Source organism: Pseudomonas sp. MF6394 (genome assembly GCF_002018845.1).
GTDB lineage: Bacteria > Pseudomonadota > Gammaproteobacteria > Pseudomonadales > Pseudomonadaceae > Aquipseudomonas > Aquipseudomonas lactis.
In genome coordinates, this window is record NZ_MVOJ01000021.1 from 66,702 (window position 1) to 92,101 (window position 25,400).

The window sequence follows — 25,400 nt, forward strand, 5'->3', positions numbered from 1 at the left end:
GAGTTCCTCATGGCGAAAATCAACTTGGCGCAGCAGTTGGCGACCACCCTGGAACAGGCAGGCATCAAGCGTATCTGGGGGCTGACCGGCGACAGCCTCAATGGCCTGACCGACGCCTTGCGCAGCATGGACAGCATCGAGTGGATGCATGTGCGCCACGAAGAGGTTGCCGCCTTCGCTGCCGGTGCCGAAGCGGCGGCCACTGGCGAGTTGACGGTGTGCGCTGGCAGTTGCGGGCCGGGTAACCTGCATTTGATCAATGGGTTGTTCGACTGCCATCGCAACCATGTGCCGGTGCTGGCGATTGCCGCGCAAATTCCGTCCTCGGAGGTTGGCCTGAATTACTTTCAGGAAACCCATCCCCAGGAACTATTCAAGGAGTGCAGCCACTTTATCGAACTGGTGAGCAACCCCGAGCAGATGCCTCAGGTGCTGCACCGTGCCATGCGTTCGGCGATCCTCAACCGAGGCGTGGCGGTGGTGGTGATACCAGGGGATGTGTCGCTGTTGGAAGTGGAAGATAAGCTCAAACCGTGGCCAGCCTTGCACGCACCGCGCACCGTGCCGGTTGAGCAGGACTTGCAGCGCCTCACCGACATGCTCCAAAACAGCGAGAAAGTTACCCTGCTGTGTGGCAGCGGCTGTGCCGGTGCCCACGATCAGGTAGTGGCGCTGGCCGACGCCCTCGGCGCGCCGGTGGTGCATGCACTGCGGGGCAAGGAGCATGTGGAGTGGGATAACCCGTTCGACGTCGGCATGACCGGCCTGATCGGTTTCAGCTCCGGTTACCACGCCATGCTCGATTGCGACACCTTGATCATGCTCGGCACCGACTTCCCCTATCGCCAGTTCTACCCCACCGACGCCAAGATCATCCAGGTGGACCGCAACCCACAAGCCCTGGGGCGCCGTGCGACCTTGGACCTGGGCATCGCCGCCGACGTCAGTGAAACCATCGCCGCGCTGCTGCCACGCTTGACCCGCAAGACCGATCGCAGCTTCCTCGAAACCTCCCTGAAGCACTACGAAAAAGCCCGCCAAGGCCTGGATGACCTGGCGCAACCGTCCAAGGCTGGTAGGCCGATCCATCCCCAGTATGTGGCGCGCTTGCTCAGCGAGCTGGCCGATGATGATGCGATCTTCACCGCCGATGTCGGTTCACCCACCGTGTGGGCGGCGCGTTATCTGAAGATGAACGGCAAGCGCCGGCTGATCGGCTCGTTCAACCATGGCTCGATGGCCAACGCCATGCCTCAGGCTATCGGTGCGCAGGCGGCATTCCCTGGGCGGCAGGTGATCTCTATGTCTGGGGACGGTGGTTTCACTATGTTGATGGGGGATTTCATTTCCCTGGCGCAGCTGCAATTGCCGGTCAAACTGGTGGTGTTCAACAATTCGTCCCTGGGCTTTGTTGCCATGGAGATGAAGGCGGCGGGTTACCTGGACACTGGCACCGAGCTGAAAAACCCGGACTTCGCGGCCATGTCCAATGCCATGGGGATCTTGGGCATTCGGGTGGAGCAATCCGAAGACCTGGAGCCGGCCCTGCGCCGTGCGCTGGCCCATGATGGACCGGTGTTGGTGGATGTGGTGACCGCCACTCAGGAACTGGTGATGCCGCCGAGCATCAAGCTGGAACAGGCCAAGGGGTTCAGCCTGTATATGCTCAAGGCGGTGATGAGCGGGCGCGGCGATGAGGTCATAGAGCTGGCGCGCACCAACTGGCTTCGATAAATCCATTGTGGGAGCGGGCTTGGCCGCGAAAGCGGTGTATCAGTCGATCATGTCTCTGCTGAACCGACGCCTTCGCGAGCAAGCCCGCTCCCACATTTAAGCGCATTGCCAAATCAAGCCTTCTGTTTTTCTACCCACTTGCCGTAGGCATCGATGAATGCCTGCAGGAACGGCTTGGTCTTGTCCGACACCTTCCCCGCCTCATCGAACACATTGCCCGCCCCGCCCAGGTAGGCTTCCGGCTGCTGCATGCACCACACATCCAGGAACACCAGGGACTGGCGCAGGTGGTGGTTGGCGCCAAAGCCGCCGATGGCACCCGGCGAGACGCTGATGATGGCCCCGGGCTTGCCGCTCCAGGCGCTTTGCCCGTATGGGCGCGAGCCCACGTCGATGGCGTTTTTCAAGGCAGCTGGCACAGAGCGGTTGTATTCGGGGGTGACGAACAGCACCGCGTCGGATGAACTCACTTGTTTGCGGAAAGTGCTGTAGGCTGCTGGCGGTGTTGCACCGTCGATGTCCTCGTTGTAGAGCGGCAAGTCGCCGATTTCAACAATGTTCAACTTGAGATTGGCAGGGGCCAGTTCGGCCAGGGCCAGCGCGACCTTGCGGTTGATCGACTCTTTTCTCAAGCTGCCCACCAGGACGGCAATCGTGTAGACCTTGCTCATTGAGGTTTCCCGACTTCTGAATAAAGGAGCTTGTAGTTATAGAGGCTTCGCGGCGCGTTCACCAGAGGGTTATGCGGATTCCCTCGACGTTTTCCTTGCAAGCGCTTGCGTAGGAAGCGTCTGAAAATATCAGCGAATAGTATTTTTTCTTATAGGTAAACTACCCCGCTCCCTGACGGTCTACAGAACCGCAAATCGAGTGTTTATCTCCAGAGGTTCTAAACAGATGGCTGCAGTACTTGTTGGACAGTTTCATGCCAGAGACGCGGAAGGCCGCGTGTATTCGGTGCATGAGTTCCAGGAATCCAACCCGGCGCAAGGCGACCTGGCGGGATCGACGCCCACCGTGACCTACAAGCTGGCCATTGGCGACCGTGTAGAAAAGCTGGAAGGTGACGAATTCAAACTGATCCAGTCGGGCACCATTCTCGTGCGCGAGTCCGAAACCACGCTGGCATCGTAAGCGCTTGCCTTGTTCACCTGCTCAGTCCTGGCGACTGGGCTGGGAACGCTCATGGGCGGCGGATCTGCGTTACCTCTATGCCCTGCTCGTCTTGCTTGAGCGTCACCAGCAACTGGCCGCGCTCCCCTTGCACCGTATACATCGAGCGCTTGTAACCCGGCGCGTTGTACGCGGGGTAAGCCTCGACCTCCCTGACCAGGGTAATCCCCACTACTGCGCCCACCTGCTCGTCCACCTGTTGCTGGGTGCGGATAAAGGCTTGCAGTGCGAGATCGTCCGGCGTCGGTTCATCCAGATGATTGAAGAAGTAAGCCGCCAGGCCTCCCACGGTCACCAGGACCAGGAGTTGCTTGGCCGTTACCCCGAAGAACGTCGAGGGCAGAGGCATATGAGACCAGACCTGTTTTTTATTTTAAGTACCGGCAAACCGGCAGGGGTCGTTGCTGATCAGACTCGTCATTCTAGTGGGGTCGTGGCTGAACGCCATAGCCTGGGACGACCCCGGCAGTCTTTTTTACGCACGAAGGCCTGCGCCATTGAATCCCCTGCGCACTGCACATAGACTCCGGCCATGCGTTTACGTCATATCGAAGTGATTCAGGCCATCTTGCAAACCGGCCACCTCGGCACCGCCGCCGAGTGGTTGCAACTCTCCGTGGGCGAAGTAGACGCCACCCTCAAGGACGCTGAGCAGCAACTGGGCTTCATGCTGTTCGCCAGCGTGCGCGGGCGCTTGCAAGCCACCCGGGAAACCTTGGAGTTGCAGGCGCAAATTACTGCTCTGTACGAAGCCCTGGAGCCGCTGCAACGCCTTGCCAGCCGTTTGAAACACCACCACGCGCCGCCCTTGCGCGCCCTCTGCACGCCGCCGCTGGCCAACCAACTGTTGCCCCAGAGCATTGCCGCGCTGCGTCGACGCTTCCAGGACATGCCGTGCAACCTGTCGAGCCAAACCACTGGCGAGATCATCAACAGCCTGCTGTTGCATGAAGCCGATGTGGGCCTGAGCCTGCATGACCCTGAGCATCCACAGATCCAAAGCACGGTGCTGGCCCAAGGCAAATTACAGTTGCTGGCCCCCCATGGCTGGCTCAAGCCCAAGCAAAAATACATTGCGCTGCAGGACCTAGCCGGCCAGTCGCTGATCGGCCTGGAAGGCCATGACCCGCTCAGCCGCTTGCTGGATGCCAAGCTGCAAGCCCTGCGACCACTGCCCGTGGTGCAGACGCGGGTGCAAACCTACCCGATGATGCGCGGCCTGGTGGAAGCCGGAGAAGGCTTGGCGATTGTCGACCCGTTCACCGCCTTCGGTGCGCAGGAGTCCGGGCTGGATACCTGCCCGTTATCACCGCCCATTCCGGTCAGCCTATACGCACTGACGTTGAAGAATGCCGCGTCCACACCCGCGCTGAATGCGCTGCTGGAAATCGTCGCGCAAAAAGCCCAGCCCCTGCTCGCGGGCTCGCCGGCACTGTAACGGGCTCCGCGCCCTTCCCTTCCTGGTACCGACACACGGCCTTAAAGAAACGACAGGAACCCCATCCTGTGCGCAAGGCACTCATCCAGCGCAAAGCTCACGCTTTTTACCGGATGAACAGCGCAACCAAGGATTGATACCCATGCTCCCACTACCCAATGCACTGGCGCACTTGCCGCTGCTGCACCCTGCTGCCCTGACTCAAGCACCGCCCCTGCAGCCTGCGCCCCCAACGCAGTCCTTGCCGGTGGAGGGCTCCACCAACGATGTGGCCCCTGACGAGCTCGACAACCCGGCAGCCCTTAAACAAGCCTTCAGTGAGCGCTGTAACTGGCAGCTACTGGCAGACAACCTGGGTGAACTCCTCAAGGAACTCAACGACGCCTTCCCCGGCGAGGTGTCGGACCGCCAACGAGGCGCGCTCGAAGCCCGGCTCGCCACGCATCTGGCAACCTCCACGCTACCGGTGTGCGAGGGCTCACGGTACTCGCGGCAACACAACCTGGCGCCCAACAGCCGGGTCAAGCTAGGTACATTCCTCAGCGGCAGCGGCGTGCCCGCACCCAAGACCCTTGAGGCGTTGCTGGCGCTTTATCAAGTGGCGACCAAGCAGGTGCAGACGTTTCCCCTGGGCAATTACGGTGGCGCCTTGTCGTGGCCGATCCCGCTGTCGGCGCAGGACCGACAAGCCCTCATTGACCTGTTGAACACACCAGACCCCGCGTTGCCAGAACTGCCATTGACCGACAAAGAGGGGGTACTGGGCTACCTGTGCTCTGTCACTCACCTGTCGAGCAACGATTTCAAATTCCCGGCCAGCGCCATGGAAATGCTGCTGGGATCGACCAAGGCGCAAGCACTGGGCCAGTTCCTTCAAGCGCGACTGGGCGGCATCGCAACCAACACCAGCGTCAATGACTACTTGCTGGCAGCCATTGCACTGGGGCTGGACCCACAAGCCCTGGGAACACCGGCCCGCAACAGCGTGAGTGGCTTTGATCTCGGCCAACGGGCGCTATGGAACCAGCCGCCCAGCGTGGCGATCGACGGCTTGAGCCGCCATCTGGTCAAGGAAGGTCGAGCGTCCAAGGCATCGGCCGACCTGGCAGCGCGCCTGTTGCTGGCACGTAGCGCACCGCAGTATCTGGTCAAGGACATACCGCCCAACGTGACCTACGCCAGCGTGGCCTGGACTCAATTGGAGATCGCCGTGGCCAAGCTGGAGGTCGAATCGCCGGGACGTGCGTTCACCATGACCTACAGCGAGGTACTGGCAGCCGCCGAGACCGCCGATGTCGGCGCAGCGCTGACGCAGACGATCCATCGCGAAGCCTTGCACAACTGGGGAATCGTCAACGGTTACTTGAAAGCGGACACCTCCCCCAGCGATACGCAGATGCGCGCCACGCAAACCGCCTTCAGCAATCAGCAACAATCGTTGCAGGCCACCGCCCAGGCACTGGCAACCCCCATTCCGATGCGTGAGGAGATGGGCATGCAATTGCTGCGGGAAAAATTTCCCGATGTGCCGGACGACGTCTTCAGGGCAAAGCACCTGACCAAGGCCCGACTGGTTCCAGGACGGCCAGGACGCTTCCCCGGTACCCACTCGATGCTGGATGTGGTCATGCAGGGGGCCAAGGTCGACAACAGTGACAGCGAGCATTGGGTCACCCAGGACAAGCGCATCCCCATCATGGCGTTCTGCGCGCTTTCCGATAGCGGCGTACTGTCGGTCGCAGACGCCTTTGACCAGCGCTACAAACCTGCAATGGAGGCACTGGAAAAAGGTCATGCGGGAATGACTCAGCACCTGATATCGACGTTACCACCGCAAGATCGGGAAAATTTCGAATATGGCCAGCTCGAATTTTTTCATACCAACGACTACTTCATAGAAGCCGATTTTTCGAGCAAAACCCTGATCAAGAAAGGCCATACGCTGGATGTGAAAATCACCCGCAACGGGCAGGTCAATATTTATCGGATCGACACCCGCGCCGGGAACATTACAAAACACAATTACCTCGCGCATATTTATTCGCCGCCCTATTCCCGGCTCGATATGCGCGACGCAAACACCTTGCACAGGACCGTGCGCTTCAACCCGTTCGCAGACGAGCACGCCCAACGGTCCAAGGAAATGCCGGCACGCGTTGAAACACCGCAGGTGTTCGACTCCGAGCGCACCCGTTACATCGCCAAAGTGCTCACCCAACGTCTGGACCTGCACGGCGATGACCTGCTCCAGCACGCCCGCGGAAGCACTTCATACGATAAAACCAGCGCCGCCAACCAGGCCATCGGCGAGTTTTTTCTCAACATGATTCCTTTCAGGTCGGCGATTGTTAATTTCATGCAGGGCAATATCGGCGACGGCTTGATGGACCTCGGCCTCGATGTGATCGGCCTGGTGACACTGGGCGCCGGCAAAGCCGCCCAGGCCGGCAAAGTGCTGAGCAAGGGCGTGTTTGGGGTCAAAGGCGTCGCCAGAACTGCACGGTTCGTCGGCACCGTCGCGCTCGAGGCGCTTAACCCATGGGGCGGCGCAGGCGATTTGCTCAAGGGTATCAGCCGCTGGGCCTTGTCCAAGGGCGCGAAAGCCTTCAATACGCTCAGGGGCGCCACCGGCAGCTACGACCTGCTCAAAGCCGCCAGTAACCAGCATGGCCTGGTTTGCACAGGTACCGCCAGGATTGGCGGGCATGACCTTGAAATGGGGGCGGTGTTCCAAGGTGGCAACTGGCACGCCTTTGATGCAGCGAAGGGCTTGCCCTATGGGCCGCCACTCCAGCATTTCCAACCCTCGGTGGTGGTTGCCAACGGCGAGCTCAAGGTGCTCAATATACCGTCGCTGCAGGGTTACGAGGCCACGGTCTCTGCGGACCTGCTGCAGGTCAAAGGCTTGCAGGGCAACGTCTACGTGGGCCCGCACAATAAAGAATATGTGAAGGTTGACGGCACGCTGTATGAGTCCAACCTGAAAGAGGGCCAGCGCTTTATAAGGCATCCGTCTGGAACCGGCGTCGACCTTCCAATCAAGGATGTGGGCGTTGCAGGTTGGGAACCGATTTCACGCGGTCACCGTTTGCCCGGAGGCGCCCCCACTACAACCCATTGGCGATTAGCCGACGACACGTTCGTCGTCCCCCTTGATGATGTAAAGATAACGCGTACGGGGGCTTCCCCCTACGCCGTCCACTACAAAGGCCGCGATCATACGGTGACGTTTGATACGCAGGTCGGCGCATGGAAAAGCGAGATGTCGAATACTCACGTTCCCGGCAGCCAAGCGAACCCAGGCGCCTTGTATTTTTGGCGGGCCGGCAAGGGGAAATGGAGGCTGGGTAGTGTCGATGAGTTCAATCACGCCAAAAAAATCAAAACCCACAAACATATCTTTGTTAACGCGCCGTCTATTTCTCTGACGGTCCCCCATAACGCCAAGCCAATTCCCAAAGAGATTCACTACTTCTGGGCCGGCGGCCATATGAATCCTCACTTGCAGGACAACATAAAGATCAATGCGGTCAGCGCACCTGGCTATAAATCTATCGTTCATGTTGATGCGAACGACCAGAGGACGTTTGTCAAACTCAAAAATCAACTGGAGGCCAACAAATCAGGCATTGAGGTCAGAAACCTTCATAAAGACGACGTTTTCCAACAGTTAAAGTCATCCGACATGTATGCCTATTTCCGCCAAGGCCAGGGAACCAACCTTGCTGCAGCCTCGGATGTGGCGCGCTATCCGATCATGAAGAAATACGGCGGCATTTACCTTGACACTGACGACAGCATTGTCACCACCGTCAAAGATACCGAATTGCGCGCGGCGCCCAACGACATTCTGTTAAACAGCCCCGTCGCCATTGAATTCACTGACTACAAAAATTTCTACAACACCAGCAACTTCGCCACCCAACCTGACAACCCTGTCATCGACACCATTATCAGTGAGATGCGCACCCGCTTCGCTAATAACAAAGACTACTTCACCGCACACCGCCCCACCGTTCAACAAGGCGAGGCACCCAATGCTGAGTTCTACCAGTACGAGCGTAAAATTTTTGAGACGGTTGGCCCCGATATGTTTAACGACATACTCAAGGCGCGCAGGCCTGACATGTATGACCTTGGTTTTGATAGATTAAAAGAAGTCACACTGGTTGATAATAAACCCGTGCGCAACGGGCCGGCTATCAACATAGAAGCGGTCATACACGAGCAGTATAAAGCGCAAGGCATCGTCCCACCGAGCGATACGCGAGACAAAATGAACGCGGTAAAAACCCATTACTTTCCGTTCGCCTTGGATTTTAAAATCAAAACCGGCAACGAACACTCTTGGATGTACACCTGAGCATTGAGGTAGCGGGACGGGCCGGCATAAATGCCGCCTGGTCCCCGCCAGGGTCAACATCGTCAGCCGTTCATACCGCTTCGCGCTCCGATTTGAACAACCGATACCAGAAAATCGCGACCTCGCGGGTGTGCGGGTCGATCCCGCGATAACGCAACTGATCGATACCGCCCATCACATAGCCACAGCGCTCATACAGGCGACAGGCGCCGAGGTTGTTGTTCTGGGTCTCGAGCATCATGCCCGACAGGTTTTTCTTGCGGGCCCAGAATTGCGCCACGTCCAGCAGTGACTTGGCCACGCCATGTCGGCGCGCCGGCAACGCCACGGCCAACTCGTCAACGTGGGCAAAGCCGTTCCAGTTGGTGCTGACCACGATATGCCCTACGGCACAGTCATCCAGGTACGCCATGAAGATCGAGCTGTCGGCGGCGTCACGGAAACTGGCGAACTCCTCTGGGTCGATGCCATAGCACTTGCGGTACGGCAGCACGCGGTCCACTGGCCATTGGTCAACGCGCTGGCCCATTTGCGGTACCCCATAGGCGCTGACTTCAAAGCTGAAATCATTGCCCCACACATAGGCGTCAAAACCTTCGTCGGCGACTCGCACACTGAGTCCTGGATACTTCGGGTTCATTACAGCTTGCATAACCTTCCTTAACCCTTGATGCAGTCGACGGTATAACGACGGCCACTGCCGTCATCTTCGTGTTGCAGCCCATGCACATCCGCGAAAAAACCGGGGAAACTGCTATCGAACGTGCGGGCAAATGCCAGGTAATCGATGATCGAACGCGTTGACTCGGTGAAGCGTTCGCCAGGCATGATCAGTGGAATGCCCGGCGGGTAAGGCACCAGCATCACGGCGGCGATGCGTCCTGCCAAGGCATCGATAGAGACCGCCTCCACTTCGCCCCTGACCAACTGGTCGTAGGCGTCGGCAGGCTTCATCGCGATTTGCGGCAATACCGTATACATACGCTTGAGGTGCCTGGCCGTGGCATTGCTACGGTAACAGCTGTGCAACTGGTCGCAAAGGTCGCGCAGCCCCAGGCCTTGATAACGCGCCGGGCCTTGGGCATACACCGACGGCAAGCAACTGGCCAGGCTGACATTGGCATCGTAGCTACGCTTGAACTCCAGCAGCTCGGTGAGCAAGGTGCTCCATTTGCCTTTGGTAATGCCCATGGAAAACAGCACGAGGAACGAATACAGCCCAGTCTTCTCCACCACCAGCCCGCGCTCCCACAGGAACTTGCTGACCACTGCGGCGGGAATCCCGCACTCGCTCAAGGCTCCGCCTGCGTTGAGGCCAGGCATCACCAGCGTGACTTTGATCGGGTCCAGCAGCACGTAGTCTTCGACCACGTCGCCAAAGCCATGCCACTCATCCCCAGGGTGCAACAGCCAATCCGCCGTGGCGACCCGGTCGATGCCTGCGACCGAGGGTGGTTGCCAGATGGAAAACCACCAGTCCTCGGCCGCGATATGTTGGCGCAAGTTAGCCAGGGCGCGACGAAAACTTAAGGCCTCGTCGAACATTTCCTGGAGCAGCGAGCGCCCGGCCGGGCCCTCCATCATCGCCGAGGCCACATCCAGCGACGCGATGATGCTGTATTGCGGCGAGGTGGAGATATGCATCATGAAGGCTTCATTGAAGCGGTCACGGTCCAGTTGCCGTGCGCCACCGTCCTGCACGTGGATCATCGACGCCTGGCTGAAGGCGGCCAGCAATTTATGCGTACTGTGGGTGGTGAACACCAAGGGGCTGTCCGGCGTGCGCGAGGTGCCCATGCCATAGCGCCCGGCGAAGAACTCGTGAAAGGCGGCGTAGGCGTACCAGGCCTCATCGAAGTGCAGCACCTCGACACTGCTGCCCAACTGCTGCTTGATCAGTTCGGCGTTGTAGCACAGGCCGTCGTAGGTGGAGTTGGTCACCACCGCCAATTTCACTTTCGGTGGTCGCCCACGGGTCAAGGGGCTGGCGTCGATCTTGGCGCGGATCGACTCAGGGCTGAATTCGCTCAGGGGGATCGGGCCGATGATCCCCAGCTCGTTGCGCTCCGGGCACAGGTAGAGAGGGATCGTGCCGGTCATGATGATCGAATGCAGCACCGACTTGTGGCAATTGCGGTCCACCAGCACCAGGTCATCGCGCCCCACCATGGAATGCCAGACGATCTTGTTGGCGGTGGACGTGCCGTTGATCACGAAGAACGTATGGTCGGCGCCAAAGTTACGCGCAGCGCGGGCCTCGGCTTCGGCCAAAGGCCCGGTGTGATCGAGCAGCGAGCCCAGTTCGGGCACCGATACCGACAAGTCCGAGCGCAGGGTGTTCTCCCCAAAGAACTGATGAAACGCCTGCCCCACCGGGCTTTTTCGATAGGCCACGCCACCGCCATGGCCGGGGGTGTGCCAGGAATAATTAGAGTCGGCGGTGTGTTGCACCAAAGCCTTGAAGAACGGCGGTAACAGGCCATCCAGGTAAGTGCGTGCGGCGCGGGCGACTTGGCGCGCCAGAAACGGCACGGTGTCTTCGAACAGATAAAGGATGCCGCGCAGTTGGTTGAGCTCGCTCATGGCATCGGCAGGGGCGTTTTCCAGGGTGACTTGCTCGCCCAGCGCAAAGATCGGCAGGTTGGGTGCGCGCAGCCGCGCCAGGCGAATCAGCTCTACCATGTTTTGCAACAGATGGGTGTTTTCCCCGGCGCCTTCGGCGGCGATCAACATGCACGCCAGACCGTGATGGGTCGCGGCCACCAGCCGCCCCTCGGCGTAGTCCACCGCAGAAAAAATACTGAAGCCCTCCTGTTCCAACTCCCTGGCGATGCCTCGAACCCGGTCACCGGCAACGGTGTCGGCCTTGATGTCACGGTGCACGATCAGAACGGGGAACTTCAGGTCTTTGTACATGAGCACTCTTACTCCGGAGGCTTTGCACAAGGGTAGAAGCTGGAAGCAAAAGTGGCGAATGAAGATTTCACAGGCGGTCGAGAGGTATCTACATAACTTCGGTACGGGGCTGCGATCAAACTGTGGCTTGCCTGCGATGACGGCCTGCCAGCCGACGCCTATCTGCCTGACACCCCACAATCCAAATGTGGGAGCTGGCTTGCCTGCGATGACGGCCTCCCAGCCGACACCTATCTACCTGATACCCCACAATCCAAATGTGGGAGCGGGCTTGCTCGCGAAGGCGGCCTAACAGGCGACGCAGTTATACCGGGTACATATCCATTGCTGCGGTAACGGCCGCTTAGGGTTCCGCCCTGACGGCGGCTCACTTTTGAAAAGCGCAAAAGTAAGCAAAACGCTCTTGCCCCACCACTCGGCACCTCGCCTAGGCTCGGTGTGCCCGTAATTCGCCAGTGATTTGGGGGGCCGCCGCCACGCGCCATCCATGGCGCGGGGCGGCTAAACCGGCATCCCTGCCGGTTTACCCCCCAAATCACTGTCGAATTACGGCCAGCGTGGTTTGACGGGGCGCTTAAGATCAAAAGCAGATCAAGATCAAGATCAAGAGCGGCTCGCTTCGCATCGTGGTTACCGTCGGCTGTCAGACCACCACCGCAGGCTACCCACTTGAGCGGTTATTGCTGAGTGAGTTGCGTCCACAACGCCGGCGCGCCCGCCGCCTTGGCGATCGCCTCCAGCCGCGCCGCATGCTCGGCCAGGTCCTGCTCGCTGGCGCGGATGATCGGCGTCGGCTTGCGATCAGCCGGCAAGCGGCGGATTTCCGAAGGACGGTTGCCCGAGCCCTCAGCCGATCCGCTGCCATCGGACGCATTACCGGCCAGGGACAGGCTGGTCTGCCCGCCGGTCATGGTCAGGTAAACGTCGGCCAGGATCTCGGAGTCGAGCAAGGCGCCGTGGAGTTCACGGCCGGAGTTGTCGACGCCATAACGCTTGCACAAGGCGTCGAGGCTGTTGCGTTGGCCCGGATGACGCTCGCGGGCCATCATCAAGGTATCGAGGATCGTGCAGTGCTGGGAGATGTCCGCACGGTCGGTCTGCCCCATCAGGGCAAATTCGTTGTTGATGAAACCGATGTCGAACGCCGCGTTATGAATGATCAACTGGGCGCCGTTGATGAACTCGAAGAACTCATCGGCCACTTCGGCGAAGCGCGGCTTGCCCTTGAGGAATTCATCGGTGATGCCGTGGACGCCAATCGCCCCTTCGTCACTGTCACGGTCCGGTTGCAGGTAGACGTGGAAGTGGCGGCCGGTCAGGCGGCGCCCCATCAGTTCGACACAGCCGATTTCGATGATCCGGTGACCATCGGTCACCGGCATGCCGGTGGTTTCGGTATCGAGTACAACAGATCGGATGGCCATCAGGGTTCAGCTCTCAACGGTTCGGTACAGTTCAAGGGGCGGGATATTAGCACGCTCTATAAGTGTGCGGACGAGCAACTCGCCCGCGCAACCCTGACCCTGTAAGCCGCAACGATCACTGGGTCTTTTTGATCAGGCCAAAATCCCGCAGGGCCACGTAGGGGTCCCAATACTCGCGCACCGCCTGGATTTGCCCATCCTTGGCCATTCGCAAAATAGCGATGAAGCGCTGCTGGTAGGGCTTGTTAGTGGCGCGAATCACCCCATCGCTGCTGTACTCAAACACGTAGGTGCCCTTTTGGGTGGTCTGAAGCAAGGTCCAGGTCTTGGGATCGCTATACCTCAAGTTGCCCAACTGCTTGCTGAAGTTGGTGAAGTAATCGGTCATTTCCTGGCGCCCTTTATTGGCACGCTTAAAGCCCACATTCGGAAAATCATCGACCGGCGCATAGGCCAGTGCGTAAACGCCATCCTTCTGATAATACTTGGCCATTTCGGCTGGATGCTCCGACCAGCCATTCAGGCTACGCCAATAGAAATTCGCGACGTCAGCCGCGGTATACCCAGGTGCCAGATAGTAGAGACCGCCTCGCTCCTTGATGACGGGGGTAGCTTGAGCGTTGGCCCCGACGGAAAAAACCGCAGCCGCGACCCATGCACTCAGTGCCCACCTACGAAGAATCCCCATGCTTATTACCTCACGCTTACGAATGGCTTGAAGTCGATTACGGGGTAACCGACCGTTGAAGCCAGACTAACGAGCAGCTTCGCAGGACGCTTTACCTTGCCTGCTGTTGTGTTGACACATATTGCGCAATGTACGACGCCTAGGGGCGGCGCAACTGGCTAGCGGCCTGCCCCACGATGCGCCGGAACGCACGGGAAAACTGGCTGGCGCCGGCAAACCCGGTGTCCAGGGCAATGTCCAACAGGCTGCGGTCAGTGGTGGTAATCAAGTGCTTGGCCCGATTGACGCGACACAGCAAAAGGTACTGGTACGGTGACATACCGAACGAACGCCGGAAGACCCGAGAGAAATGATAAGGGCTGAGGTTGACGATGTTCGACAAGTCAGCCAGGCGGACTTCGTTGGCCAGGGATGCCTCGATATAGTCGATCAAACGCTGGCGCTGCACAGGCCCGAACTCACCGGTATTCACCGGCACAACCTCCGGCAGTTGTTGCAGCGCACACACTTCCTGCATCAACAGCATCACCAGGGTTTCCAGGTACAGGGCATCGGTTTTGCCGCTACGCACGACCTGATCCAAGCGCTCCAGCAATCCCCGCAAAAAAGCATCATGGCAACTGATCAGCGGCTTGAGATCCGTTTGTACACGATAGGTCGGGCAGACTGCCGCCAATTGATCCTCATCAATCGACACCAGGGCATAGCCGACCCTGGCACGCTCACCCGTCCACCCTTCGAATAAGGCACCGGCAGGAATAAAATCGACGAACTGGTCCAGAGCCCTCGGCCCAGCCATGCGCAAGCCGTCGATGCTGACCTCGCCATCGCTGACCGAACCCTGCCGATACAGCGCAAACTGATGCTGCGCACGGCGCATTTCAAAGCGATGTGGGCGATGCGCCACCTGCACGCACTCAATCGCACCCCAAGGCGGCAACGTACGACGGATCATCTGTGAAATGCGTGGCGGCGTGTACGTCAGCCCTTGCGGCTCGCTCTCTACTGCTTCGTCAAGAAATGCCTGGACATCGGCATGAGGTAAAGAGGACATCCCGCACTCCCGTTAGCATTCAACCCGGTATTAATTAAATAATGGTGCCTTTCGTTTACCCATCAGGCCTGCCCGGCAGTATGCCGGACACCGCTGCCAAAGGTGCCCCTCAATGATTGAAGCTCGATACACACCAGCGCTGCTATTGGCCAGCCTCCTGCTCGGTGGCTGTTCCACTGCGCAAGCTCCCGACATCGCAGGCCCCCAGCTGCCGCTGATCGTAGCCCATCGAGGTGGCACGGCGGACTTTCCGGAGAACACGCTACTGGCGATTCAGAACGCCTTGCACCATAACGTCGACATGCTGTGGCTGACCGTGCAACTGAGCCGTGACGACGTGCCCGTGTTGTACCGACCCGCCGACTTGAGTGCCAATACCCAGGGTAGCGGCGCGGTCGCAGAGAAAACCTGGGTGCAGTTGCAACAACTCAACGCTGGCTGGCAGTTCAAGCAAGCTGCAGCGGATGGCCGCGTGACCTTTCCTTATCGCACCCAGGCCGTAGCGTTGCCCTCATTGCAGCAGGCATTGGCGGCGATTCCAGCCAACACCCCGATCATCCTCGACATGAAAGCACTGCCGGCTGCGCCCCAGGCCGCGGCTGTCGCCCGCGTATTGGAGCAGCACCACGCCTGGAACCGCGTGTGGATCTACTCCACCGACGTCAGCTACCAGCAAGCATTTGCCCAATATCCCAAGGCCCGCTTGTTCGAATCCCGCGACCAGACCCGTGAACGCCTGGCCAATGTCGCCCTGGCAAACAGTTGCAAACCGCCTCCGCAACCCGGCGGTTGGGTAGCATTCGAGTACCAGCGTACAGTGGATGTGGTGGAAACCTTCACCCTCGGCGAGGCCCGTTCAGCGGTGAATGCCAAGCTGTGGACGCCCCAGGCTGTCGACTGTTTCCGCGCCAACGGCGAGTCGAATATTCTGGCGATTGGGGTCAACAACGATGACGATTATCGCGCTGCTGCTTGCCTGAAGCTCGATGCGGTGCTGGTGGACTCGCCACGCAAGATGGCGGCAGTGAAGCAGCGGCTCGAACGGCCGCTGCGGTGTCGCTGATTCAGCTCTGCTTGTAGCCGCGCACTTCATCCACGCCACGGTTGGCCAACTGGTCGGCACGTTCGTTGCCTGGATGGCCAATGTGCCCGCGTACCCATTTCCAGGTGATGTCGTGACGGTTGCACTGCTCATCGAGCAATTGCCACAGGTCGGCGTTCTTGACCGGCTCCTTGGCCGCCGTCTTCCAGCCGCGTTTTTTCCAGTTGACCATCCACTCGTTGATGCCCTTCATCACATATTGCGAGTCGGTCACCAGCAGTACGTTGCAGCGCCGCTTGAGTTCTTCGAGGCCGCGAATGGCGCCCATCAGTTCCATGCGGTTATTGGTGGTATTGGCTTCGCCGCCCCACAGTTCCTTCTCCACGCCCTTGCACACCAGCAAGGCGCCCCAGCCACCTGGGCCCGGGTTGCCCTTGCAGGCGCCATCGGTGAAGAGTTCTACGCTATCGGTCATCGGTTATTCGGCCTGAAATCAAAAAGAGGTTTTACGGTTCGCGTTGTTCGCGGTTGACCTTGGCCAACGGCATCGGCACGAGCTTGCCGATCCGCTCGCGGCGTACTTGTTGCACCGGTCGCAGCCCGACCACGATCTTGCGTGCAACCAATAAATAGAAGCCGCCACCCGACAGCTGCCAGGCCCCTGCGCGGCGTTCCCAACCGGCCAGGCGGCCCTGCCACTTGGCTGTCGCAAGCGGCGGACGATAGCACCCGAAGCGGCGTTTCTCCAGCGCGAAGCCCAGCAGGTTGAGCCAGTCGCCCACCCGTGATGGCGCGATGCAACGCGCCTGGCGCAGTCCGTCATGGGCGAACACACGGCGCAGGCCCCAACTGCTCCAGGGGTTGATGCCGACAATCAGCAAATGGCCACCAGGGCGCACGCTGCTGGCCGCTTCGCGCAGCAAACCGTGGGGTGACAGGCAGAAATCCAGGCCATGCTGCAACACCACCACATCGGCGGCGTGTTCGCTCAAGGGCCAGGCCTGTTCCTCGCAGACGATTTCCACCCCCGGCAACGGCGCGCCCAGGCGCACATTGCGTTGCACCTGCGGCGCCGAGGGCGGCGTGTCGGCTGACGGCCCGTAATGCACCAGGTAGCCACCAAAGAACCGGCCCAGCTCGTCTTCGAGCATGCGCCGCTCTTCTTCCAGCAAAAACTGCCCAATCGGCCCGGACAACCATTCGCGGGCCGCGCTGATCAGGGCCAGCCACTCAGGATCGGCCTGGGCGAACGCTTTATCAGTCATTGCATTCTCCAACTCGCCTAGACGTTCTAAGATGCACCAATGTGTTCAGCTTGGCGAATCGAAGAATGATACAGATCAGTGCCCTACCCGCCTTCACCGACAACTACATCTGGTTGTTACAAGACCCCGCCACCCAGCGCTGCGCCGTGGTCGACCCCGGCGATGCCGCGCCAGTGCTGGCCTGGCTCAAGCAGAATGCGGCGTGGACCCTCAGCGACATCCTGGTCACCCACCATCACCATGATCATGTAGGCGGTGTCGAGCAACTGAAAAATGCCACCGGCGCCAAGGTCTACGGCCCGGCCAACGAAAAGATCCCGGCGCGGGATGTGGCCTTGCACGATAACGACCGTATCAGCGTGCTGGGCTGGGACTTCGACGTGTACGCCGTGCCAGGCCATACCCTGGGCCACATCGCCTTTTACCACCAAGGCGTTTTGCTGTGTGGCGATACCTTGTTTGCTGCCGGCTGCGGTCGCCTCTTTGAGGGCACGCCCGAACAGATGTACAGCTCCCTGGAACGCCTGGCCGCCCTGCCCGCCGATACGCAGGTGTACTGCACCCACGAGTACACACAAAGTAACCTCAAGTTTGCCCAAGCCGTGGAGCCGCACAACGCCGACATCGCCGAACGCGTGGAAAATGTCGCCCAACTCCGCGCCCGTGGCGAGATGACGCTGCCATCCAACCTGGCCCTGGAAAAACGTACTAACCCATTTTTGCGCACCGCTGAAACATCCGTTAAACAAAAAGCGGACGAACGGAACGGCCGCGACAATCGCTCTGGGGCCGAGGTGTTTGCTAGCTTGAGGGCTTGGAAAGATAAGTTCTAACCAGATGCAATCTGATACGTAATTTCTGAATGGTTGACCGGAACCACAGCGCTTTCTAGAATCGCCCGACATTTTTGCCCGGAACTTACTTCCAGCCAATGTCGTCATCTATTCGTAAATCCATTTCTTCAGACGCATTGACCCGCCTGGCTCAAGCCGTGGCGGTGGCCGTTTCCGCAACTCTGGCGGGCTGCCAATCGACTCATTACGCTGCACAATCCACCGTGCAACCCAAACCGAATCTTGCTGCCAAGATCAAGCAAAAACCTATTTGGCTATCAGAGAAGCCTAGCCCCGAAGTGCCCCAGGATGTCTGGGAACGCATGCGTCGGGGCTTTCAATTGCAGGACGGTGTCGGCGTCAACCCGCGCATCGAGCAACAGCGCCTGTGGTTCGCCAGCAACCCGTCCTTTCTGGAGAATGCCGGCGAACGCGGCAGCCTCTATATTCATTACATCGTCGAACGCCTTGAAGAACGCAACATGCCCCTGGAGCTGGCGCTCCTGCCAGTGATTGAAAGTGCCTACAACCCAATGGCCTATTCGCGCAGCGATGCGGTCGGCTTGTGGCAGTTCATTCCCTCCACCGGGCGCTACTTCAACCTGCGCCAGACCCGCGCCTACGACGGCCGCCGCGACATCACCGCCTCCACCACCGCCGCCCTGGACTATCTGACGCGTCTGCATGACATGTTCAACGGCGACTGGCTGCTGGCCCTGGCGGCTTATAACGCCGGCGAAGGCACGGTCAGCCGGGCAATCGAGCGCAACGAAAAACTCGGCCTGCCCACCGATTACTGGAACCTGCCCCTGCCCCAGGAAACCAAGGACTATGTGCCCAAGTTCCTGGCCTTGTCCCAGGTGGTACTGGCGCCTGAAGCCTACGGCGTCAACCTGAACCCGATTGCCAACACGCCGTACTTCGAAGTGGTTGAAGTCAAGCAAAGCATGGACCTGTCACGGGTTGCCGCGCTGGCCGAGATCGACGAAGACGAACTGTTCCAGCTCAACCCGGCATTGAAACAACGCACCACCCTGGACGGCCCCCAGCATCTGCTGGTGCCGACCTCCAAGGCCCAGTTGCTGACCAGCACCCTTTCGACGATGAAGCCGGAAGAATTGCTGAGCATGCGCCCGAAAAAGCCGGTGTTCGACGAAGTCGAGACCAAGGCCGTTGCAGGACGCACCCGCAACTACAAGGTACGCAGTGGCGACAACCTCACGCTGATCGCCAAGGCCAACAAGGTCGATGTGCATGACCTGCAGCGCTGGAACAAGCTCAACGGCCAGGCCCTCAAGGTCGGCCAGACCCTGGTGATGCAGGACACGCGCAAAGTTGCGGCGAAAAAACCGGTGCAGTACAAGGTCAAGAAAGGTGACTCGCTGTACATGGTGGCCAAGCGCTTCAACGTTGAGATGCAACATCTCAAGCGTTGGAACCCGCGCACCGGCCAGGCACTGAAGCCAGGCCAGATGCTGGTGGTTTCCGGGCCGCGCTAAGGCCTCAGGCATTGTGGGGAACTCATGTGGGAGCGGGCTTGCTCGCGAATAGGGTGGCACATCAACATCTCTGTTGACTGACACACTGCATTCGCGAGCAAGCCCGCTCCCCCATGGGCCTATAAGCCAATTTCAAGATGCTTTTTCCAACCGGAACAAGCTGTTACTGTACCGATCATAAAGCCCAAGCCGCCCGGATCGGATCTCTGACTTGAAGCGTCCCCTCCTTCTACTAATAAGCCTGGCCTTGAGCTTTGCGGCGAACGCGACGATCACCGAGAGCCACGGTTATGCGCAGTTCGGCACACTCAAGTACCCGGCCAAATTCACCCATTACGATTGGGTAAACCCTGCAGCGCCCAAAGGCGGGACATTGCGGGTGATGGCATTTGGCACCTTCGATACGCTCAACCCCTATACCTTCAAAGGTTCAAGCCCGGTTTCCACCGCCAACTTCCTGCAGTACGGCGTCAACGAGCTCAATGAACCCTTGATGGTGGGCACCGGGCAATACGCGCCGTCCGGCGATGAGCCCACCTCCAGCTATGGCCTGATTGCCCAATCGGTGGAATACAGCGAGGACCGCAGTTGGGTGGTGTTCAACCTGCGCCCCGAAGCGCGCTTTCACGACGGCAAGCCGATTACCGCCGATGATGTGGCGTTCTCCTATCGCACCCTGCTGACCGAAGGCCACCCGCAGTACCGCACCAACCTGCAGGAAGTGGCCCGGGTCGACATTCTCAACCCGCACCGTATCCGCTTTGTGTTCAAGCGCGCCGGCAACCCCCTGCTGATCCTGCGTCTGGGCGAGTTGCCGGTGCTGCCCCAGCACTATTGGAAAAACCGTGACTTCAAGGCCACCACTTTCGAACCGCCCCTGGGCAGTGGGCCTTACCGCATCACCAAGGTGACGCCTGGGCGGCAACTGGTGTTTGAACGGGTCAAGGATTACTGGGGCAAAGACCTGCCGGTCAACCAGGGTTTCTATAACTACGACAAAGTCGAAGTGGAGTTCTATCGCGACAGCGACGTGGCCTTTGAAGCCTTCAAGGCCGGTGAATTCGATATTTATATCGAGCATCAGGCCAAGAACTGGGCCACAGGCTACAACTTCCCGGCGGTCAACCGCGGCGATGTGATCAAGGCGCAGATCGCCCATCAGATCCCCACCCAGAGCCAGGGCCTGTTCATGAATACTCGGCGACCGGCATTCAGCCAGGCCAAGGTCCGCGAAGCCCTGGGGTTGATGTTCGATTTTGAATGGACCAACCGCACGCTGTTCAGCAGCGCCTATAAGCGCTCGGTGAGCTATTACCCCAACAGTGAATTCTCGGCCACCGGCCTGCCCGTGGGCCATGAGTGGTTGATGCTCTCGCCCTACCGCGACCAACTGCCGGCCGCGCTGTTTACCCAGCCGTTCAACCTGCCGCACACCGACGGCCGCGGCATCCCCCGCGAAACCCTGCGCCAGGCTCTGGCCCTGCTCAGCGAGGCCGGCTGGAAACTGTCGGGGCAGCGCCTGCTGGACAAGGACGGGCAACCGCTGCGCCTGGAAATCCTGCTGGTCAACCCGAACCTTGAGCGCATCCTGCAACCTTATGTCGAAAATCTGACCCGCATCGGCGTCGACGCCCGCTTGCGCACCGTTGACCGCGCACAGTACAAACAGCGCCTCGATCAATTCGATTTCGACATGATTCTGATGACCCTCAACCAGACCTTGAGCCCCGGCCTTGAACAGTGGCAGTACTTCCACTCCAGCCAGGCCGCGATCAAGGGCAGCAAGAATTACGCCGGTATCGCCAACCCGGTGGTCGACCACCTGCTGGACCAACTGCTGGCGGCGCAGACCCGCGAAGAACAACTGGCCGCCGGCCGCGCCCTGGACCGTGTGCTGCTGTGGCAGCACTACAGCATTCCCAACTGGTACCTCAACTATCATCGCCTGGCGTACCGCAACCGGTTCGCCTTCGTCACCACGCCGCCCTATAGCCTGGGCCTGAGCGCGTGGTGGCTGAAAGCTTCGGAGAAAGCCCAATGATGTCCTTGCGTACTACCCTGCTCGCCAGCCTGTTGCTGTGCACCGCGGCGCACGCCGCGCCACAGCATGCGCTGACCCTCTACAACGAGCCCCCCAAGTACCCCGCCGACTTCAAGCATTTTGACTACGTAAACCCCGACGCCCCCAAGGGCGGCACCTTCCGCGAATCGGCCATGGGCGGCTTCGACAGCCTCAACCCCTACATCAGCAAGGGCGTGCCAGCGGACAACCTGCCGCTGATCTACGACACCCTGGCCACGCAGAGCCTGGACGAACCCATCACCGAATACGGCCTGGTGGCCGGCAAAATCGAAAAAGCCCCGGACAACAGCTGGGTGCGCTTCTACCTGCGCCCCGAAGCGCGCTTCCATGACGGCCACCCGATCCGCGCCGAAGACGTCGTATTCACCTTCCAGACCCTGATCAAGGAAGGCAACCCGCTGTACCGCAACTACTACGCCGACGTCGATGAGGTGGTGGCCGAAGACCCGTTGCGCGTGCTGTTCAAGTTCAAGCGCACCAACAACCGCGAGTTGCCGTTGATCCTTGGGCAGTTGCCCGTGCTGCCCAAACATTGGTGGGCGAGCCGGGATTTCTCCAAGGGCAACCTGGAAATCCCCCTGGGCAGCGGGCCTTACCAGGTGGCGGAGGTCAAGCCGGGCCGCATGATTCGCTACGAGCGCGTCAAGGATTATTGGGCCAAGGACCTGCCGGTCAATAAGGGCTTCTATAACTTCGATACCCGCATCACCGATTACTACCGCGACAGCACCGTCTCCCTGGAAGCCTTGAAGGCCGGGCAGTTCGACTACTGGCTGGAGTTCAGCGCCAAGAACTGGGCCAATGCCTACAACATTCCAGCGGTGAAAGAAGGCCGTTTGATCAAGGAAGAAATCCCCAACGGCAACCCCACCGGCATGCAGGGTTTTGTGTTCAACATGCGCAAGCCGATGTTCCAGGACGTGCGGGTGCGCAAGGCCATCAGCCTGTTGCTGGATTTCGAATGGAGCAACAAGCAGCTGTTCAACGGTGCCTACACCCGTACCCGCAGCTATTTCGAAAACTCGGAAATGGCCGCCACCGGCTTACCCGGTCCGGACGAGCTGGCGATCCTTGAGCCGCTGCGTGACAAGATCCCTGGCGAAGTCTTTACCCAGGCCTTCGAACCGTCCCACACCGACGGCAGCGGCATGATTCGCACCCAACAGCGCGAGGCCTACCAACTGCTGCAAGAGGCAGGCTGGAAGATTGTCGACGACAAAATGGTCGACAGCACCGGCAAGCCCGTGACCATCGAGTTCCTGCTGGCCCAGACCGAGTTCGAGCGCATCCTGCTGCCGTTCAAGCGCAACCTGGCAGACCTGGGCATCGACCTGGTGATTCGTCGCGTGGACGTCTCGCAGTTCATCAACCGCCTGCGCTCGCGCGACTTCGACATGCTGGTGGGCAGCTTCCCGCAATCCACCTCGCCGGGTAACGAGCAGCGCGAGTTCTGGAAATCCTCCAGCGCCGACAAGCCCGGCAGCCGCAACTACATGGGCCTCAAGGACCCCGCCGTCGACCAGTTGGTGGAAGAGTTGATCGACGCCGGTTCGCGCCAGAGCCTGATCGCCCACGCCAGGGCGCTGGATCGTGTGCTGCAGTTCGGTTACTACGTGATCCCCAACTGGCACATCAAGACCTTCCGTGTTGCGTACTGGGACCACCTGGGCCACCCCAAGGTCTCGCCACGCTACGACGTCGGCACCGCCACCTGGTGGGCTAAACCCGACGTCAAACCGGCGGTATCCCTCGACACCACGCAGAACGCCGATGCGGCGAGCGGAGGCAATTGAATGCTGGCCTATATTGCTCGCCGCCTGTTACTGATCATCCCCACGCTGTTCGGAATCCTGCTGATCAACTTCGTCATCATCCAGGCCGCGCCCGGCGGCCCGGTGGAGCAAATGATCGCCAAGCTTGAAGGCTTCGACGGCGCCACCAGCCGCATTGCCGGCGGCGGGGCCGAAGTCGCGGTGGCCGGCTCCAGCTATCGTGGCGCCCAAGGCCTGGACCCGGCGCTGATCAAGGAAATCGAAAAGATGTACGGCTTCGACAAGTCGGCGCCGGAACGCTTGTGGATCATGGTCAAGAACTACGCCCAGCTGGACTTCGGTGACAGCTTTTTCCGCGACGCCAAGGTCATCGACCTGATCAAGGAGAAGATGCCGGTGTCCATTTCCCTCGGGTTATGGAGCACCCTGATCATGTACCTGGTGTCCATCCCCCTGGGGATCGCCAAGGCCACGCGCCACGGCAGCCATTTCGATGTGTGGACCAGCTCGGCGATCATCGTCGGCTATGCGATCCCGGCGTTCCTGTTCGCGATTTTGCTGATCGTGGTGTTTGCCGGTGGCAGTTATTTCGATTGGTTCCCCTTGCGCGGGCTCACCTCCAACAACTTCGACGAGTTGAGTTGGGGCGGCAAGATCCTCGATTACTTCTGGCACCTGGCGCTGCCCGTCACCGCCCTGGTGATCGGCAACTTCGCGACCATGACCCTGCTGACCAAGAACAGCTTTCTCGACGAGATCAACAAACAGTACGTGGTCACCGCCAAGGCCAAGGGCCTGACCAACCGCCGCGTGCTGTATGGCCACGTGTTCCGCAACGCCATGCTGTTGGTGATCGCCGGTTTCCCTTCGGCCTTCATTGGCATCTTCTTTACCGGCTCGTTGCTGGTGGAGGTGATCTTCTCCCTCGACGGCCTGGGCCTGATGAGCTTTGAAGCGGCGATCAACCGTGACTACCCGGTGGTGTTCGGCACGCTGTTTATCTTCACCCTGCTGGGGCTGATCGTGAAACTGATCGGCGACCTCACTTACACCCTGGTCGATCCGCGTATCGACTTTGCCAGCCGGGAGCATTGAGATGAACCTGTCCCCCCTCAATCGCCGCCGGTTCGAGCGGTTCAAGGCCAACAAGCGTGGCTGGTGGTCGCTGTGGCTGTTCCTGGTGTTGTTCGTGCTGAGCCTGGGCGCCGAGTTGATTGCCAACGACAAGCCCCTGGCAGTGCACTTCGACGGCGGCTGGTACTTTCCGGCGCTCAAGCGCTACCCGGAGACCACCTTCGGCGGTGAATTCCCGCTGGAAGCCAACTACAAGAGCCCGTACATCCAGGAACTGCTCAAGGCCAAGGACGCCTGGACCCTGTGGGCGCCGATTCCATTCAGCTACCAGAGCATCAATTACGACCTGAAAGTGCCGGCCCCGGCGCCGCCGTCCTCGGTCAACCTGCTGGGCACCGATGACCAGGGGCGCGATGTGCTGGCGCGGGTGATCTACGGCTTTCGCGTGTCAGTGCTCTTCGCCCTGACCCTGACCATCCTCAGCTCGATCATCGGCGTGATTGCCGGCGCCTTGCAGGGCTTTTATGGCGGCTGGGTCGACCTGGCCGGGCAGCGTTTCCTGGAAATCTGGTCCGGCTTGCCGGTGCTCTACCTGCTGATCATCCTGGCCAGCTTCGTGCAGCCCAACTTCTGGTGGCTGCTGGGGATCATGTTGCTGTTTTCGTGGATGAGCCTGGTGGATGTGGTGCGCGCCGAATTCCTGCGCGGGCGCAACCTAGAATACGTGCGCGCGGCGCGGGCGCTGGGCATGCAGAACGGCGCGATCATGTTTCGCCACATCCTGCCCAATGCGATGGTCTCGACCATGACCTTCCTGCCCTTCATCCTCACCGGCGCCATTGGCACCCTCACCGCCCTGGACTTTCTCGGCTTCGGGCTGCCGGCAGGTTCGCCGTCGCTGGGTGAGCTGGTGGCCCAGGGCAAATCCAACCTGCAAGCGCCGTGGCTGGGCATGAGTGCCTTTGCGGTGCTGGCGATCATGTTGAGCTTGTTGGTGTTTATCGGCGAGTCCGCTCGCGATGCGTTCGACCCGAGGAAATGA

Annotated in this window: 20 protein-coding genes; 11 read left to right on the forward strand and 9 right to left on the reverse strand. The window is 59.9% G+C overall.

Features of this window, described 5'->3' with window-relative positions:
* Positions 1–9 precede the first annotated feature (9 nt).
* The gene (poxB, locus tag MF6394_RS20555; RefSeq protein ID WP_069558062.1) at positions 10–1,734 is read left to right on the forward strand and encodes a ubiquinone-dependent pyruvate dehydrogenase; all 1,725 of its coding nucleotides are present in this window, start codon (positions 10–12) and stop codon (positions 1,732–1,734) included.
* Positions 1,735–1,847: 113 nt separating this feature from the next.
* Here poxB and MF6394_RS20560 read toward each other — a convergent pair whose 3' ends face one another.
* Positions 1,848–2,405, reverse strand: a complete 558-nt coding sequence (locus MF6394_RS20560; RefSeq protein ID WP_078467420.1) for an NADPH-dependent FMN reductase — start codon at positions 2,403–2,405, stop codon at positions 1,848–1,850.
* Between the two features lie 226 nt (positions 2,406–2,631).
* On the opposite strand from MF6394_RS20560, the gene MF6394_RS20565 reads away from it, so the two are divergent.
* The gene (locus MF6394_RS20565; protein WP_032892208.1) at positions 2,632–2,868 is read left to right on the forward strand and encodes a hypothetical protein; all 237 of its coding nucleotides are present in this window, start codon (positions 2,632–2,634) and stop codon (positions 2,866–2,868) included.
* A gap of 49 nt (positions 2,869–2,917) precedes the next feature.
* Here the strand turns inward: MF6394_RS20565 and MF6394_RS20570 are convergent, their stop codons facing one another.
* Positions 2,918–3,256, reverse strand: coding sequence for a hypothetical protein (locus MF6394_RS20570; RefSeq protein ID WP_044273387.1), 339 nt, complete (start codon positions 3,254–3,256; stop codon positions 2,918–2,920).
* A 183-nt stretch (positions 3,257–3,439) separates the two neighbouring features.
* On the opposite strand from MF6394_RS20570, the gene MF6394_RS20575 reads away from it, so the two are divergent.
* A complete protein-coding gene (locus MF6394_RS20575) occupies positions 3,440–4,345 on the forward strand; it encodes a LysR substrate-binding domain-containing protein (RefSeq protein WP_069558060.1) in 906 nt (301 codons plus the stop codon).
* Between the two features lie 142 nt (positions 4,346–4,487).
* Positions 4,488–8,708, forward strand: a complete 4,221-nt coding sequence (locus MF6394_RS20580) for a TcdA/TcdB catalytic glycosyltransferase domain-containing protein (RefSeq protein ID WP_078467421.1) — start codon at positions 4,488–4,490, stop codon at positions 8,706–8,708.
* A 70-nt stretch (positions 8,709–8,778) separates the two neighbouring features.
* On the opposite strand, the gene MF6394_RS20585 is transcribed toward MF6394_RS20580, so the two are convergent.
* The 5 genes from MF6394_RS20585 to MF6394_RS20615 form a co-directional block, all read right to left on the reverse strand.
* Positions 8,779–9,360 carry a GNAT family N-acetyltransferase gene (locus tag MF6394_RS20585; RefSeq protein ID WP_078467422.1) on the reverse strand — a complete coding sequence of 194 codons (582 nt, stop codon included), beginning with the start codon at positions 9,358–9,360 and terminating at the stop codon, positions 8,779–8,781.
* Between the two features lie 8 nt (positions 9,361–9,368).
* The gene (locus MF6394_RS20590) at positions 9,369–11,624 is read right to left on the reverse strand and encodes an Orn/Lys/Arg decarboxylase N-terminal domain-containing protein (protein ID WP_078467423.1); all 2,256 of its coding nucleotides are present in this window, start codon (positions 11,622–11,624) and stop codon (positions 9,369–9,371) included.
* 677 nt (positions 11,625–12,301) lie between these two features.
* A complete protein-coding gene (gene dnaQ, locus MF6394_RS20605; RefSeq protein WP_164692278.1) occupies positions 12,302–13,042 on the reverse strand; it encodes a DNA polymerase III subunit epsilon in 741 nt (246 codons plus the stop codon).
* A 121-nt stretch (positions 13,043–13,163) separates the two neighbouring features.
* Positions 13,164–13,736, reverse strand: coding sequence for a nuclear transport factor 2 family protein (locus MF6394_RS20610; RefSeq protein ID WP_047710654.1), 573 nt, complete (start codon positions 13,734–13,736; stop codon positions 13,164–13,166).
* Between the two features lie 139 nt (positions 13,737–13,875).
* Complete coding sequence (locus MF6394_RS20615) at positions 13,876–14,790, reverse strand: AraC family transcriptional regulator (protein ID WP_078467426.1); 915 nt, start codon at positions 14,788–14,790, stop codon at positions 13,876–13,878.
* 112 nt (positions 14,791–14,902) lie between these two features.
* Here MF6394_RS20615 and MF6394_RS20620 point away from each other — a divergent pair, with 112 nt between their 5' ends.
* Positions 14,903–15,853 carry a glycerophosphodiester phosphodiesterase family protein gene (locus MF6394_RS20620; RefSeq protein WP_047710653.1) on the forward strand — a complete coding sequence of 317 codons (951 nt, stop codon included), beginning with the start codon at positions 14,903–14,905 and terminating at the stop codon, positions 15,851–15,853.
* 1 nt (position 15,854) lies between these two features.
* On the opposite strand, the gene rnhA is transcribed toward MF6394_RS20620, so the two are convergent.
* Complete coding sequence (rnhA, locus tag MF6394_RS20625; protein WP_003173571.1) at positions 15,855–16,307, reverse strand: ribonuclease HI; 453 nt, start codon at positions 16,305–16,307, stop codon at positions 15,855–15,857.
* Positions 16,308–16,338: 31 nt separating this feature from the next.
* Positions 16,339–17,097 (reverse strand): class I SAM-dependent methyltransferase, encoded by a 759-nt coding sequence (locus MF6394_RS20630; RefSeq protein ID WP_078467427.1) that lies wholly within the window; start codon positions 17,095–17,097, stop codon positions 16,339–16,341.
* Positions 17,098–17,162: 65 nt separating this feature from the next.
* On the opposite strand from MF6394_RS20630, the gene gloB reads away from it, so the two are divergent.
* From gloB to MF6394_RS20660, 6 genes are all read left to right on the forward strand, one after another.
* On the forward strand, positions 17,163–17,930 hold the full coding sequence (gene gloB, locus MF6394_RS20635) for a hydroxyacylglutathione hydrolase (protein ID WP_069558993.1): 768 nt from the start codon (positions 17,163–17,165) through the stop codon (positions 17,928–17,930).
* Between the two features lie 98 nt (positions 17,931–18,028).
* Positions 18,029–19,429, forward strand: coding sequence for a transglycosylase SLT domain-containing protein (locus MF6394_RS20640; RefSeq protein WP_044270010.1), 1,401 nt, complete (start codon positions 18,029–18,031; stop codon positions 19,427–19,429).
* 211 nt (positions 19,430–19,640) lie between these two features.
* Positions 19,641–21,470, forward strand: a complete 1,830-nt coding sequence (locus MF6394_RS20645) for an extracellular solute-binding protein (RefSeq protein ID WP_078467428.1) — start codon at positions 19,641–19,643, stop codon at positions 21,468–21,470.
* Positions 21,467–23,305: an extracellular solute-binding protein gene (locus MF6394_RS20650; protein ID WP_044270014.1), complete on the forward strand. Its 1,839-nt coding sequence runs from the start codon at positions 21,467–21,469 to the stop codon at positions 23,303–23,305. The genes MF6394_RS20645 and MF6394_RS20650 overlap by 4 nt, the downstream gene beginning before the upstream one ends.
* Positions 23,306–24,379 (forward strand): microcin C ABC transporter permease YejB, encoded by a 1,074-nt coding sequence (locus tag MF6394_RS20655; RefSeq protein WP_034135393.1) that lies wholly within the window; start codon positions 23,306–23,308, stop codon positions 24,377–24,379. It begins immediately after the preceding gene.
* 1 nt (position 24,380) lies between these two features.
* Entirely contained in the window at positions 24,381–25,400 is a 1,020-nt protein-coding gene (locus MF6394_RS20660) for an ABC transporter permease (protein WP_003190688.1), read from the forward strand.

What these genes read in the sequence shown, in the direction of transcription:
- poxB (WP_069558062.1), top strand. Translation starts at nt 10, where the DNA reads ATGGCGAAAATCAACTTGGCGCAGCAGTTGGCGACCACCCTGGAACAG.
- MF6394_RS20560 (WP_078467420.1), bottom strand. Translation starts at nt 2,405, where the DNA reads ATGAGCAAGGTCTACACGATTGCCGTCCTGGTGGGCAGCTTGAGAAAA.
- MF6394_RS20565 (WP_032892208.1), top strand. Translation starts at nt 2,632, where the DNA reads ATGGCTGCAGTACTTGTTGGACAGTTTCATGCCAGAGACGCGGAAGGC.
- MF6394_RS20570 (WP_044273387.1), bottom strand. Translation starts at nt 3,256, where the DNA reads ATGCCTCTGCCCTCGACGTTCTTCGGGGTAACGGCCAAGCAACTCCTG.
- MF6394_RS20575 (WP_069558060.1), top strand. Translation starts at nt 3,440, where the DNA reads ATGCGTTTACGTCATATCGAAGTGATTCAGGCCATCTTGCAAACCGGC.
- MF6394_RS20580 (WP_078467421.1), top strand. Translation starts at nt 4,488, where the DNA reads ATGCTCCCACTACCCAATGCACTGGCGCACTTGCCGCTGCTGCACCCT.
- MF6394_RS20585 (WP_078467422.1), bottom strand. Translation starts at nt 9,360, where the DNA reads ATGCAAGCTGTAATGAACCCGAAGTATCCAGGACTCAGTGTGCGAGTC.
- MF6394_RS20590 (WP_078467423.1), bottom strand. Translation starts at nt 11,624, where the DNA reads ATGTACAAAGACCTGAAGTTCCCCGTTCTGATCGTGCACCGTGACATC.
- MF6394_RS20610 (WP_047710654.1), bottom strand. Translation starts at nt 13,736, where the DNA reads ATGGGGATTCTTCGTAGGTGGGCACTGAGTGCATGGGTCGCGGCTGCG.
- MF6394_RS20615 (WP_078467426.1), bottom strand. Translation starts at nt 14,790, where the DNA reads ATGTCCTCTTTACCTCATGCCGATGTCCAGGCATTTCTTGACGAAGCA.
- MF6394_RS20620 (WP_047710653.1), top strand. Translation starts at nt 14,903, where the DNA reads ATGATTGAAGCTCGATACACACCAGCGCTGCTATTGGCCAGCCTCCTG.
- rnhA (WP_003173571.1), bottom strand. Translation starts at nt 16,307, where the DNA reads ATGACCGATAGCGTAGAACTCTTCACCGATGGCGCCTGCAAGGGCAAC.
- MF6394_RS20630 (WP_078467427.1), bottom strand. Translation starts at nt 17,097, where the DNA reads ATGACTGATAAAGCGTTCGCCCAGGCCGATCCTGAGTGGCTGGCCCTG.
- gloB (WP_069558993.1), top strand. Translation starts at nt 17,163, where the DNA reads ATGATACAGATCAGTGCCCTACCCGCCTTCACCGACAACTACATCTGG.
- MF6394_RS20640 (WP_044270010.1), top strand. Translation starts at nt 18,029, where the DNA reads ATGTCGTCATCTATTCGTAAATCCATTTCTTCAGACGCATTGACCCGC.
- MF6394_RS20650 (WP_044270014.1), top strand. Translation starts at nt 21,467, where the DNA reads ATGATGTCCTTGCGTACTACCCTGCTCGCCAGCCTGTTGCTGTGCACC.
- MF6394_RS20655 (WP_034135393.1), top strand. Translation starts at nt 23,306, where the DNA reads ATGCTGGCCTATATTGCTCGCCGCCTGTTACTGATCATCCCCACGCTG.
- MF6394_RS20660 (WP_003190688.1), top strand. Translation starts at nt 24,381, where the DNA reads ATGAACCTGTCCCCCCTCAATCGCCGCCGGTTCGAGCGGTTCAAGGCC.